This is a genomic window from Candidatus Aminicenantes bacterium, assembly GCA_011049425.1.
GTDB lineage: Bacteria > Acidobacteriota > Aminicenantia > UBA2199 > UBA2199 > UBA876.
On the sequence record DSBM01000134.1, the window covers coordinates 1 to 11,675 of the forward strand.

Sequence of the window (11,675 nt, forward strand, 5' to 3'; positions counted from 1 at the left end):
CACGCATCCAGCTCTGGCCACCGGATCAGCCATTTCTGCCGCGCCTGGGACCGGAACCGCTGAATTCAATAACGGTTCGAGAAGTATTGGACGCGCTGGTTTCACAACGCCCCATCAAGGCCGTTCTCCTGGACCAGCATGTCCTGGCCGGGATCGGAAACATATACGCGGACGAATCCCTGTTCCAGGCCCGCGTCCACCCCCTCACTCCCGCGCGCGCCCTCACCCCACAACAGAAATTTCGCCTGGCGGCAGCCGTTCCCTGCGTCCTTGAAGCCGCCATCCTCGGCCTGGGCACCACCCTGAATGACTTTCGCGACCCCAATCACCGCCCCGGTGAATTCCAGCACCAATTGCAGGCCTACCAGCGCACCGGGCAACCATGTTTTGAATGCGGTACACCCATTGCCCGCATCGTGGTCGGCCGGCGCGGCACTCATTTTTGTCCGAAATGCCAAAAAAGTTGAAGAGGGAAGAAGAAGGGGCGACCGGCCGGTCGCCCTGAAGTTGGGAAGTTGGAGAGTTGAAAGCAGGGGATCTCCCGAGAGTATCAGTAGGAGGATTGCAGAAGTTTTGTTGGGTTTTTACTTTACACTTTCGACTTTTCACTCTTGTGCCCTCTGGGCATTTCACTCGCTGATCCCCCTTGCTCCCGTGTTTCTGACCGGGTACAATGAGAACATGAAACCACCCATCGCATTGCTGGGGACAGGGCTGCTGGGTGCCGCAACGGCCGAGCGGCTGTTGGATAAAGAATACCCCCTCACGGTATTCAACCGCAGCGAGGAAAAGACCCGCGGCCTGCGGCGCAAATCCGCAAAAATCGCGCCCTCGGCCGAAGCCGCCGTCACGGCTTCTCACCGGGTTATCCTCATGCTCACGGATTTTGCCGCCATTACCGAGGTGCTGGACGAAATGCCCCCGGACGCGATTAGGGGAAGAGCCATCATCCAGATGGGAACCATTTCTCCGGCCCAGAGCCGGTCTCTGGCTGAACGCATCGGCGCATCGGGCGGGGAATACCTGGAGGCGCCGGTCCTGGGCAGCCGCCCGGAAGCCCGCAAGGGTCGTCTCCAGATCCTGGTCGGCGCCACACCTGAACAACTGGAACGTCACCGCGAGCTTTTTCAGGATTTGGGAAGGTCAATCACCCATTTCGGCGAAGCGGGTAAAGCGGCGGCGGCCAAGTTAGCCCTCAACCAGCTTATTGCTTCCCTGACCGCGGCTTTCGCACTCAGCCTCGGTTATGTTCAAAAAGAGGATATTCCTGTGGACGCTTTCATGGATATCCTGCGCGAAAGCGCCCTGTTTGCTCCCACATTTGATAAGAAACTGAAGCGCATGCGTGAACGGGACTTCTCCAACCCCAATTTTCCCCTTCGGCACCTGCGCAAGGACTTGCGCCTGATCATGAGCGAGATGAAACAGAGCGGTCTGGAGGTCCCTTTCCTGGAAGGGCTTGACCGCCTGGTCTCTGACGGCCTCAACCAGGGCCTGGGCAACCAGGACTATTCAGCCCTGTACAATACCATCCACTCAGAATAGTTTTCCAGCCTGAAATCTTATCTGCATTCTCTTCTAAGCATTCTTCCTTCCTTTTCACCCCCGGCGTATGGCACGGAATCGACTGGGAATCCGGATTGCCTTGTACTATAATGGCCTCAATGGCTGAATCAAGTGGTGTTTCCTTTGTCATCCCCTGTTTCAACGAAGCCGGCGCCATTGAAAAGACCATACGCGAGTTGCGGGATGTCCTGTTAAACACCCGATCCACCTTTGAGATCCTGGTGGTGGATGATGGTTCAACGGATGGGACCACGGAAATTCTTGGCAACCTGCGGCTGGACCATGTCACAGTCTTATCCCATGAATCCAACCGGGGATACGGCGCCGCCATCAAGACGGGAATCCGAAGCAGTCAGCACGAAATCGTGGGTATCATGGACGCGGACGGAACCTACCCCACGGACAGAATTCCCGAACTGCTCGAACACATACCGGCACATGACATGGTTACGGGAATCAGGACCGGGGATGTACGCGCCGTGCCCCTGCTGCGACGGCCGGCCAAGTGGTTTCTCAACCGTTTCGCGTCCTACCTGGTCAAAAAGAAAATTCGTGACGTCAACTCCGGCCTGCGGGTGTTTCGCAAGCAAGTGGTCACCCGCTCCTGGAACATCTTTCCCGACGGCTTTTCGTTTACCACCACCATCACCCTGCTCTGCGCCCTGGAGAACCTGCGCGTTCTTACCGTTCCCGTCAATTACCTCAAACGCAGGGGCCGCTCAAAGATCCACCCCTTGAAAGACACCTACAACTTTTTTCTGCTCCTCATGCGCATCACCATGCTATTCAACCCGTTGCGCATCTTTATGCCTGTCTCCCTCACCACCTTTTTTCTCTGCCTGGCATCGATTGTGCGGGACATCACCCTGCTGAACCTGACCGAAACCACGGTATTGTTGTTTTTGTTTTCCGTGATCTTTTTGATGATCGGCCTGCTGGCGGACCTGATCAACAGGCGCATCCGCTAGGAACGAGCCAAACCATGGACACGGGAACCGGGTTTAAAAAATGGCGGCGGCACCGGTTTGCGCGCTACACACTGCTGGGCGGCGGCTCGCTCTTGTTCACCCTGTTTTTCACCTGGTTGCTGACGGAAAAAATCGGCCTGTTCTACCTCTGGAGTTACGTTGTTGTCCTGGCAACGGTGGTCATCGTCAATTTCGTCGCGGCATCCAACTACGTGTTCAACACCAGGGGCCACCAGGGCCGCCGGTTTTTCTTTTACCTGGTCAGCCTGGTACTGCTCTACTTTGCCGACGTGCTGACGGTACGCATCCTGACCTCAACCCTGGGCCTGCATTACCTTGTCTCCGCGTTCGCCTCAAGGGTGTGTTTCTTTGTGATCAAGTATTTTTATTACCAGCGCATCCTGTTCAACACGGACTCGTTTCTCTACCCCGAAAAAGCCGATGGTTGAATTCCTGCTTTCCGCTTTCTGGGTCGTTCTGACCGTAACCGCCGCCGTTGGCTATGCATCCGTTTTCTTTAAACGCCACGGCATCGGCGCTTTGGAATTTGCAATCATCTCCTCGGCCCTGGGCCTGGGCACGATTGCCCTGCTTACCCTGGGGGCCGCGGCCTTGCGCCTGCTGAGTCCGGTTGCGTTCGCGATTGTGTTGAGTCTGGGGAACCTGTTGTTCTTTTTCGCCGCGAAATCCCTGCACTTTCTTCGACGCCCCCTTCCCGGGTTTCACCCGGGGCTCCTGCTGCTCCCCTTTTTTGCCGCAAGCCTGTTTTACTGCTTTTTTCCTCCCACTTTTTATGACTCCATGATGTACCACCTGGCCGTTCCCAACCTCTACCTCATGAAAGGCGGGCTCGTTCCCTGGGTAACGAATTTCAACGCCAGCCTGCCCCTGAACGGAGAAATGCTGTCGCTCTTCTCGCTGCTGGGCGGCGGGCTCTACATGCCCAAACTGATTTCACTGGCGGCGGGCGTGCTGATCGCGCTGCTCTTGATCAGCTGGTGCAAGAAATCGTTTTCCCGAAAAAACGCTTTTCTTTCCGCCCTGGCTTTTGTTTCCATCCCCCAGGTCGGGTTCCTCATGGCCTCATCCAAACCGGACATGGTGGGAATGCTTTTTTTGCTGGCTGGCTGCCGCCTGTACTTTCTTTACGCGGAAAACTCAAAAAAGCCTTCGCACCTCCTGCTCTCGGGCGTACTCTGCGGCCTGGCCGCGGGAACCAAGTACATTTTTGCTTTTTACCTGGCGGCTTTCTTTCTGGCCCTCCTGGGACTCGGCAAAGATTCTTTCGCCAACCGCTTGCGTGCCGTGGTGGTGATGGGAATCATGACCTTCCTCTTAATGACGCCGTGGTTTGTCAAAAACCTTGTCCACATGGGCAACCCGGTTTACCCCTACCTGAACAACGTTTTTCAGAACAAAAACTGGACCGGCGACCAGTCGCGACTGTTCGCCACCGTGATCAGCCGGGGCAAAAACAAGCCCATAAGCGAATATCTCTGTTTTCCTTTCAGAGTCTTTTTTCACCCTTACAGTTACGGCATGACCGCGGTGTGGGGCTTGATGTTTCTTTTTCTCCTGCCGCTGGCTTTTTTCCAGAACCGCAACCGCACCGGGCGGATCCTGCTGGTAACGGGTGGCCTGGCCTACCTTTTTTTGCTCTTTTTCGCCATGGTGCCACGCTATTTTCTGCCGGTTTTCCTGCTTTTGGCCCTGCCGGTTGCGCGGGGAGCGGATACAATCCAGAACAGATTGCCCTTGATCCGGCGCCTCTTCACCCCGCTGGTTATCCTGACCGCGCTCTACAACCTGGTGTTTACCGTATCACTACAGGACCGCCATTTCCGGGCCATCCCCTTTGTCCGCTCCGCGCTGGCCGGAGAGTTTAAGGGAAAGAAAGTCAACTACCTCTACGCCCTGCCCTATTTCGCAGGCGTGGAGTACATGAACCGCAACCTGGAAGATACCGACAAGGTGCTGTTTCTGGGCGAAGAGCGCACGTTCTACTTGGAAAAGGACTTTCTCGCCTGTTCTTTTGCCGACCGCCATCCCCTGCTCGATATTCTCCGAAAGAGCACGGATTTCAATGATTTCTTTCGGGGCGTGCGCTCCCTGGGCGTTACCCACATCTTTTTCACCGAATCCGGCCTTGAACGCATGGGAAAGTTGTCTCGGCTCTATAGCCTGGACAATCAAAACCAACGCAAACTGCGCAGTTATCTGGGCCGATACCCGGTATTGTACCGGGATGTGCGCTATACCTTGTACAAAGTGAGGCGAGATGGATACTGATAAGCGGAACGCCGCGCTGGATCGCGAGCATTTCGACCGCATCGCCGCCGAATACGAGCGCAAGGATCTTTCGCCCGGGGCTTCCCGGGCGCGAAAACTAAGGCTGACCCAGACCCTGCGCAAAGTTCCCTTGTCCACGCGGCCACACCTGTTGGAAGTGGGGTGCGGAGCAGGGTACGCGAGCGCTTACCTGCATGGCCGGTACGCATCCTACACGGGCATCGACCATTCCGGCAAACTGGTGGATATCGCGCGCGCGCGTCACCGGGGGACCGGAATGCAATTCGTTCAAGCGGATTTGATGAAATTCGATCCCGAAGAATCGTTTGACCTGGTGCTCATGATCGGTGTGCTTCATCACCTGGAAGAGATTCCGGCCGCGGTACGCAAAGTCCGTACCTTGTTGAAGCCGGGGGGTTACTTCGTGGTCAACGAACCCCAGCCCGCCAACCTGCTGATCTCTTTGCTGCGCCGCATCCGCAAGCGGGTGGACGCATCCTATTCCGCCCAACAACGTGAATTGGGTCGAAAAGAGATCGAGTCCTTTTTTGCCCAGGCCGGATTCAGGGCAATCCGATCCTTTGCCCAGGGTTTTCTGTCCACTCCCTTTGCCGAAGTTCCCCTGGAACCCGGATTTCTCTTCCGCCCCATTATCACCGCCACATGTCTTGTGGACCGGGCTTTGGAAAAAGCCACCGGCAATTTGTTCGCGCCCCTGGCGTGGAACACGATTGTCATCGCCCGGAAGCCGTGAGCTCCATCTTTTCAAACTATCCGATCAGACTGAAAATGCGACTGCCATAGCAAAGGAGCAACTGCTCACTATTGCGTCCCGGAATGAGCGGTGGGGACGAAGTTGTCAGGGTTGTAGCCGCGATCGCGTAGGGTTGAACGCGCGGCCTCCCACTGTTCAGGGGTTAATTGCAGTTGCCGCGCCAGGATCCAACCGTATTTGCGCTTGGATTCATTGACCAGGGCCCATTCATAGTCCGGGTCCAGCCCGATCACCCAGTAGTCGCCCCAGAACAGGCGGATGCCCAGCAGGCTGACGAAACTCACTTTCAATTTGGCGTTGGTAGCCGTGTCGACCACTTTGGCCAGCCCCTTGGAGACCGATTCATCGCCATCGGCCTCAACGCAGCGGTTAACCACGGTTACACGCCCGTCCGGCCGCAGGCTGTAGGTGGCCGAGGTGTCACGGTCGCATTTGCGCTGGAAGCGATTGGGGATTTTGGCAATCTCGTACCAGCGGCCCTTGTAGCGCTCCAGGTCCACACGATCCACGGTTTCGAGGGGTTTGTTTGAGTCCGCCGGCAACGGCGTCGAAAAACACAAGCCCAGGGCCATCAAAGTGATAACTGCCCAGGAAAAGGGTTGAACGGGTCCCATGCATCCTCCGGTTTCTCCATGATTATATCGTATTCACGCATCAGCGGCCAGTCCAGCCGGTTTGTGCGGGGTTGGCCATGGATGCCTCTGGATGATCAGGATTCGGGGGCAAGGATCGGCTCAATCACGGTTTCAGATTCAACGGCAAAGCGCAACTGCGGTTGCGCCACTTTTTTTCCGTTTACCAGCCAATAGGCGATGCCGATATCCGCTGAATCCGCCAGCCCCACAGTGATGGTTTGGCCCTTAAAATACCAACCCTCGTAATCCCCCCGCTCCGGGTAACCGTCCACCTTTAATTTAATCTTCCTGTCCCCGGCTATGCGGCAAGATAAAATGGCTTCCAGGTTAAAATATTCCATTATCTGTTTGCGGATAAAATCGGGCCGGTAACGGCAGAAACGGCCCATTTCATCGATGGATTCCAGATTTTTGCGGTCAAGGGCCTGGAGCAGGCTGCGGTAGTAAGCCACCCGCGACAAAAGGAAATCTCGGGTGATGCGATGATTCATTAAATCCGTCGTCAGGCGCACAAACTCGTTGCGAAATGGCGGACTCTCATGAATCAGGCGGCGGAGCAACACGCTGCGCACGTCAGTCGCCCTGGGATTGACGGCGGACTCAAAAGGGTGTTTTTCCCAGATATGTTCCGGAATGGTTTTGGTTCGAAAATCGTAGTGAAACCAGAAGCTGCGATCCATATCCCAGTTGATCCAGAACCAGCGCCCATCAGGGTCTTTCAGATCCAGGGCCGCCACGCCCTGGATATTATCGTCAGTTCCGCAAAAAACGAAGGAAAACTTGTTTCTAGACAAATTGTCCAAGTCCACCCGTTGCGCCGCCGCTTCCCTGGTCATGCGAACATCCGGATTCTCAACCCAACGTTTCAGTTCGGCATAATGCTTGATTGATTCGGGGTTTGATGAGCCACGATAAGAGAAGAACAAAAAATCATTGTGCTTGAAATGCGATTGCCATTGCCTGCGGCCCAGGTGCTCGGACAAAAAATGTATGCCTTCCAGTTCACCGTTGAACAGCAGTAAAGCGGGTTTGATATCCGGGGTTTTGCAGCCCATACGACGGGCGATATCAAAGGCCAGGCATGTTGTAAACGGCTTTTCCCGGGGCCAGTCCAGGTGCACAACCAGGCGTTTCAACGGATCGGTTTCAAGGCTGAAAATGCCGGGAGCAAACCGGTTGGCACCGTATTCCTTGCGGAAATAGAGGCGATAGCTGGTCCTGTTCTTTATCGTCCGGCTCGACCCACCATGAAGGCGCAGGCCCGCTGCCGATGCAAACAGCAGTTTGCCGTCTTCGTAATAGGACACATAGGCCAGGCGCTCCCATTCGCGCCCCCGGTAGCGGGGAAATTTCAATAGCCCGGTCTCAGGGTCGTTCAATTCCTTTTCATCAATAACGATCGAAATCAGGGGCCAGCCTGGTTTGAAATCCGTTTTGTCGACCACCCGGCTGCTGGGCAGGTCCGCAAAGCCCCCGGGATTCACCTGGAATGCATAGTCGCCTACCTGGCGCTTTTTGCTGAACAGGATCGCGTCTTTCGGGTTTTCCCGGTGTGACTTGTGTTCAGCCCGCCGGTTTTCGGCTGCAACCGCCTTGACCACGCCCATCTGCTTGACGATCTTTCCGAACGTTCCGTAATCCAGAATGGCCGTGGGCACGGACTGGCTCTGCAAGGCTTGTTTGGCGGGCGCAAACCAACCCGACTTTTCAACAAAGTAGCCCCCCAGGGCAACTGTTGCCGGGATCAGGAGCAGTGGAAGAATCGCGCGCCTCATTTGCCTAAATGCAGTAAATCAGACATCTCCCGAGCGATTGAAAAACAAGTTGGAGCGGATTCCGGGTACCAGGCTGCGCAATTCACGCTGAATGTCGATCAGGGCGTTTTTTTCACGCTGAATGAAGCTGTAGGCCATCACCGATTCGTCAGCGTTTTCACTGATGCTGTCGAACCGCCCCTTGGGGAGCCGTTTTTCCAGCAGGTCGACCAGGTCCGCCGATACCCGATAGTAATCTTCTGCCGCGAGCGTAACGATAATCATGCCATCGTTTTTGCCGCGCATCAGCATCCCGCCGGAAGCGCGCTGGATCAACAACGCCGCCACGGTGACCAACAGAAAGATGCCGAGGAAAAGCAGGTTAAAAGTGGCAATCGAGATTGAACTGGCAATGACCAGCATAATGAAGCCGATCTCTTCCGGTTCCTTGATGGGCGTACGGAAACGCACGATGGAAAGCGCACCCAGCAATCCCAACGACAAGGGCAAGGAAAACTGGATGCAGATGAATATGGCCGTGACTGAAATACCGAGCAAGACAAATGAGCGGTGAACCTCACTGCCTGTCGCCCGGGTCTTGTAGAACCGGGCATAGAGGTATGAGATGAAGAATGAACTGGCCAGGGAAAGCAGCATCACGAACAGGAAGGGGAAAAACCCGATGTCGCTTAACTTCTGGTTGCTCAGGTTGCCGATGGCGCTGATCCATTCCTTGATATTTGTTTCCATGGCAGGATTCTCCTTGTCAGTTGACTAAAAATCCGTCCGCATGATTTTCTGATAACCCATACTGTATTTGGAAAACGATTGTTTGCGACAACCCAGGGCGGTCAACTGGTGCAGGGGTTCGGGAAGGCGGCTGTTACCGCCCTTGGTTTCAAACACCGCGCTGTTCAGATTGGCGGAGTTGAAGCGCGGCACCATCGCCGGGTTCACCCGCGGCACGTGAATGTCGTAGTCAATGCTCAGGCGCAGGCCGGAAACCGGATCCACGAAACGCCTGCGTTTGTAACTGATTTGAAAGACCGGAAAGAGCGGACCTTGCAGAAACACTTCACCAAGCTTGAGCAGGTCGGGCAATGCCATGAGTTTGGGATCATTGAGTTCGGTTTCACACAACCATGCCCCGGAATGGGGGGTCTTGACCCGTATTTTGCGGCGGATTCCCCCAGTTTTATATTTGACTTCCATAAAAGAGGCGTCCAGGGGCTCTTTTGTGTTTATATCCTGGTACCAACGGACCCTGACCTTGGTTTTCATATAATCGCTGTTGATCTTTTCCCCCAGGAAACGCCAATCGCGGGAATCGTAGTAAATACTGGCCACGATGCCGGCGGGAAATTCCCGGTCCGGCCAGCAACGACCCTGAAGCCACGCCACGACTTTATGGGCCACGCTGTTGTGAATGACATACTTACCTTCGTGAACCCTGGGTAACGGGGAATCGCATTGTCTTTCAAGGCTGATCATCTGATTTTGTGTATCCTGAAAGCAGTGGCACCATTATATCACCAACCGCATCACAGTCAAAAAGGCCCGTTCTCGCCCGCAAGTGATCCCACCCGTGGGCTGGCTTCGTGGTTTGGCTCATGATATGATTGCGCCATGGTTCATGGCTTTGATGTGTCCCGCCGGGACCGGCTCCACTCCCCCAGACGCCATGGGATTCTGCCCCCGCTGGACACCCTGAAAAAACTCGGCCTGAAAGCCGGTGACCACATGGCGGACATCGGTTGCGGAACAGGCTTCTTTGCCATTCCGGCAGCGACGATTGTCGGGCCGACCGGTCGTGTTATAGGCATCGACCCTTCTTTGGAGATGCGGCAAGATCTTGAAATGCGTGCACGGGAAGCCGGTGTGCGGGTTCACGTGCTTGAGGGACGGGCGAAAGATCTTCCCCTGGAGAGTGAAAGCGTAACCTTTGCCCTGATGGTAAACGTGCTTCACGAAGTGGAATCCCCTGAGCGAGCGCTGAAAGAGATGTTCCGCATTCTTTCACCCGGGGGCATGGCCGCAATTGTGGAATGGCGCGTGGGCGCCAATTCCGGCGGGCCTCCGCCCCAGCACCGTTTGCCGGTTCCCCGCATCCGTTCTCTTCTGGAAAAAACCGGTTTCGGTTCTTTGCGTGAGGTTGACGCGGGAAACGCCCATGTGGGTGTCACCGCGTTGCGAAAACCCTGAACTCCCGGTTTAATCTCCTGCGTCCTCTGCGCAGCACAGGGTGTCAGGAAATCCCGCCAGTTTGTCCAGCATCTCGCGGGGCGTATCTTTCAGAAAAGATGTTTCCTTAAAAGCCTTCTCGATTAACGCTTGATTGTCCGCGCTTGAGAAGGTTTTGAAAGAGGACGTTACATCACCTTGCGTTGGCGTGGCCATGTCCAAAAAATACACCTCTCCCGCACATTCGTATTCAAAGGCGTCCATCCGCACCACTCGCGGGCTCGGATGGGCCCTGGTAAGGAAATGAATCCGTTTGCCACCCGGTTCGTAGACCACGCGAAACACCGTACGCTTCATCGCCACCTCGTCCAGCACACCAAAGGCGTAGGCAACCGCGCCAAGACCTTCGCCTTCACTCCATTCACTCACCCCACGGGCGGCGCGTACGAACCGTTTCAGTGACAAATCCGCGTGGCTGAAGGCCGACGCTTCCTCTCCTGATCCCAGCATATTCAACAATGCCAGGGAATGGCGATAAGTGGAATTGGCCAGAACGGTTACCGGTAGTTCAGCGCCTGTATATACTCGCGCTTCCCCCTCCAGGAACTCCACCACCGCTGCGTTCCCGGACGCGTCGGCTACCAGGAAATGGAGGGGCTGAGCAAAATATTGAGAGATGCGGAAACGATCGATACCGGCCACCACAGCCGCCACGGAATCCGCCGTATCCAGCTGGAACTGGATCCATTGCAAAGTGTGGAGTTGCGGCCGATCATCAAAGTGTGGATACTCCGTGGCATTCAGCCACATGCACTCCACCACCAGGGAGGCCTCGTTCATGCCCCCCAGCGGGAATTCGCGGCCATACTGGTTAAAGGTAACGCTGCCATATCGAGAGACCCAACGGGCGGCATTCTCGGTCACGAAACCACGTTTGGCCACACCGCGGTGATTCACCATCACCACGGCGTGGGCCACATCCCAATCGTAATTGCGCCCGAACACCCAATGGCCATCCGCCCGAAAGCAGAATGAGGTGCAGGACTCCAGGAAATGGGACGAACACGCCGCCAGGATCAACACCAACATCACAAACCATCTTGTTCTTTGCATCACATACTCCTGTATTGGACGACACAGCCTCACGGGTCGCACACTAATGCCGGCCGGATTTCAGCTCAGCCAGGATTTGGGCCGCGGATTCCCGGTAGGTGTTGGCCCGACCCAGAACCATGACCCGCTTTGGGGTTTGCGGCAGGTCCAACCTGAAGGGACCAACCCATTGGTCTTTTTGCCGGGAAGAGCGAAAGTCGGCGGGCAATTCATCTTCGAACACCACCCAGGCTTCACTGGCGCGTATGCGCTCCAGTACGGCCTCGGGCCGGCGCGCAGCTACCCGCCAGAACCGCGCCATGGGATTGCGCATCATGAACCACAGGTTAATACCTACAGCCAAGCCAATCAGGATCACCCATTCCATAGTCTGAAGTATGCCATAAAACCGAGG

Annotated in this window: 13 protein-coding genes; 7 read left to right on the plus strand and 6 right to left on the minus strand. The window is 55.7% G+C overall.

Annotated elements, in window-relative coordinates; all coding sequences use genetic code 11:
* The 6 genes from ENN40_09040 to ENN40_09065 all read left to right on the plus strand — a co-directional run.
* On the plus strand, nucleotides 1–467 hold a 467-nt coding region (locus ENN40_09040), incomplete at its 5' end, for a DNA-formamidopyrimidine glycosylase (protein HDP95488.1).
* 214 nt (nucleotides 468–681) lie between these two features.
* Nucleotides 682–1,545, plus strand: a complete 864-nt coding sequence (locus ENN40_09045) for an NAD(P)-dependent oxidoreductase (protein HDP95489.1) — start codon at nucleotides 682–684, stop codon at nucleotides 1,543–1,545.
* 110 nt (nucleotides 1,546–1,655) lie between these two features.
* Nucleotides 1,656–2,534: a glycosyltransferase family 2 protein gene (locus ENN40_09050; GenBank protein ID HDP95490.1), complete on the plus strand. Its 879-nt coding sequence runs from the start codon at nucleotides 1,656–1,658 to the stop codon at nucleotides 2,532–2,534.
* Between the two features lie 14 nt (nucleotides 2,535–2,548).
* On the plus strand, nucleotides 2,549–2,983 hold the full coding sequence (locus ENN40_09055) for a hypothetical protein (GenBank protein ID HDP95491.1): 435 nt from the start codon (nucleotides 2,549–2,551) through the stop codon (nucleotides 2,981–2,983).
* Nucleotides 2,976–4,823 carry a hypothetical protein gene (locus ENN40_09060; GenBank protein HDP95492.1) on the plus strand — a complete coding sequence of 616 codons (1,848 nt, stop codon included), beginning with the start codon at nucleotides 2,976–2,978 and terminating at the stop codon, nucleotides 4,821–4,823. Before ENN40_09055 ends, ENN40_09060 begins: the two co-directional genes overlap by 8 nt.
* Nucleotides 4,813–5,577, plus strand: coding sequence for a class I SAM-dependent methyltransferase (locus ENN40_09065; GenBank protein ID HDP95493.1), 765 nt, complete (start codon nucleotides 4,813–4,815; stop codon nucleotides 5,575–5,577). The genes ENN40_09060 and ENN40_09065 overlap by 11 nt, the downstream gene beginning before the upstream one ends.
* A 68-nt stretch (nucleotides 5,578–5,645) precedes the next feature.
* On the opposite strand, the gene ENN40_09070 is transcribed toward ENN40_09065, so the two are convergent.
* The 4 genes from ENN40_09070 to ENN40_09085 all read right to left on the minus strand — a co-directional run bounded on the left by ENN40_09070 (nucleotide 5,646) and on the right by ENN40_09085 (nucleotide 9,478).
* Nucleotides 5,646–6,170 carry a hypothetical protein gene (locus tag ENN40_09070; GenBank protein ID HDP95494.1) on the minus strand — a complete coding sequence of 175 codons (525 nt, stop codon included), beginning with the start codon at nucleotides 6,168–6,170 and terminating at the stop codon, nucleotides 5,646–5,648.
* A 137-nt stretch (nucleotides 6,171–6,307) separates the two neighbouring features.
* On the minus strand, nucleotides 6,308–8,008 hold the full coding sequence (locus ENN40_09075; protein HDP95495.1) for a hypothetical protein: 1,701 nt from the start codon (nucleotides 8,006–8,008) through the stop codon (nucleotides 6,308–6,310).
* A gap of 18 nt (nucleotides 8,009–8,026) precedes the next feature.
* On the minus strand, nucleotides 8,027–8,737 hold the full coding sequence (locus ENN40_09080) for a DUF4956 domain-containing protein (protein ID HDP95496.1): 711 nt from the start codon (nucleotides 8,735–8,737) through the stop codon (nucleotides 8,027–8,029).
* Between the two features lie 24 nt (nucleotides 8,738–8,761).
* Nucleotides 8,762–9,478 (minus strand): VTC domain-containing protein, encoded by a 717-nt coding sequence (locus ENN40_09085; protein HDP95497.1) that lies wholly within the window; start codon nucleotides 9,476–9,478, stop codon nucleotides 8,762–8,764.
* Between the two features lie 135 nt (nucleotides 9,479–9,613).
* Here ENN40_09085 and ENN40_09090 point away from each other — a divergent pair, with 135 nt between their 5' ends.
* Nucleotides 9,614–10,189 carry a class I SAM-dependent methyltransferase gene (locus ENN40_09090; protein ID HDP95498.1) on the plus strand — a complete coding sequence of 192 codons (576 nt, stop codon included), beginning with the start codon at nucleotides 9,614–9,616 and terminating at the stop codon, nucleotides 10,187–10,189.
* A 9-nt stretch (nucleotides 10,190–10,198) separates the two neighbouring features.
* On the opposite strand, the gene ENN40_09095 is transcribed toward ENN40_09090, so the two are convergent.
* Nucleotides 10,199–11,281, minus strand: a complete 1,083-nt coding sequence (locus ENN40_09095; GenBank protein HDP95499.1) for a linear amide C-N hydrolase — start codon at nucleotides 11,279–11,281, stop codon at nucleotides 10,199–10,201.
* Nucleotides 11,282–11,324: 43 nt separating this feature from the next.
* The gene (locus ENN40_09100) at nucleotides 11,325–11,624 is read right to left on the minus strand and encodes a hypothetical protein (GenBank protein HDP95500.1); all 300 of its coding nucleotides are present in this window, start codon (nucleotides 11,622–11,624) and stop codon (nucleotides 11,325–11,327) included.
* Nucleotides 11,625–11,675 lie beyond the last annotated feature (51 nt).

Bases quoted from the DNA above. Each gene is read 5' to 3' on its own strand.
- ENN40_09050 (HDP95490.1), top strand. From the start codon at position 1,656: ATGGCCTCAATGGCTGAATCAAGTGGTGTTTCCTTTGTCATCCCCTGT.
- ENN40_09045 (HDP95489.1), top strand. From the start codon at position 682: ATGAAACCACCCATCGCATTGCTGGGGACAGGGCTGCTGGGTGCCGCA.
- ENN40_09070 (HDP95494.1), bottom strand. From the start codon at position 6,170: ATGGCCCTGGGCTTGTGTTTTTCGACGCCGTTGCCGGCGGACTCAAAC.
- ENN40_09075 (HDP95495.1), bottom strand. From the start codon at position 8,008: ATGAGGCGCGCGATTCTTCCACTGCTCCTGATCCCGGCAACAGTTGCC.
- ENN40_09055 (HDP95491.1), top strand. From the start codon at position 2,549: ATGGACACGGGAACCGGGTTTAAAAAATGGCGGCGGCACCGGTTTGCG.
- ENN40_09090 (HDP95498.1), top strand. From the start codon at position 9,614: ATGGTTCATGGCTTTGATGTGTCCCGCCGGGACCGGCTCCACTCCCCC.
- ENN40_09080 (HDP95496.1), bottom strand. From the start codon at position 8,737: ATGGAAACAAATATCAAGGAATGGATCAGCGCCATCGGCAACCTGAGC.
- ENN40_09095 (HDP95499.1), bottom strand. From the start codon at position 11,281: ATGCAAAGAACAAGATGGTTTGTGATGTTGGTGTTGATCCTGGCGGCG.
- ENN40_09085 (HDP95497.1), bottom strand. From the start codon at position 9,478: ATGATCAGCCTTGAAAGACAATGCGATTCCCCGTTACCCAGGGTTCAC.
- ENN40_09065 (HDP95493.1), top strand. From the start codon at position 4,813: ATGGATACTGATAAGCGGAACGCCGCGCTGGATCGCGAGCATTTCGAC.
- ENN40_09060 (HDP95492.1), top strand. From the start codon at position 2,976: ATGGTTGAATTCCTGCTTTCCGCTTTCTGGGTCGTTCTGACCGTAACC.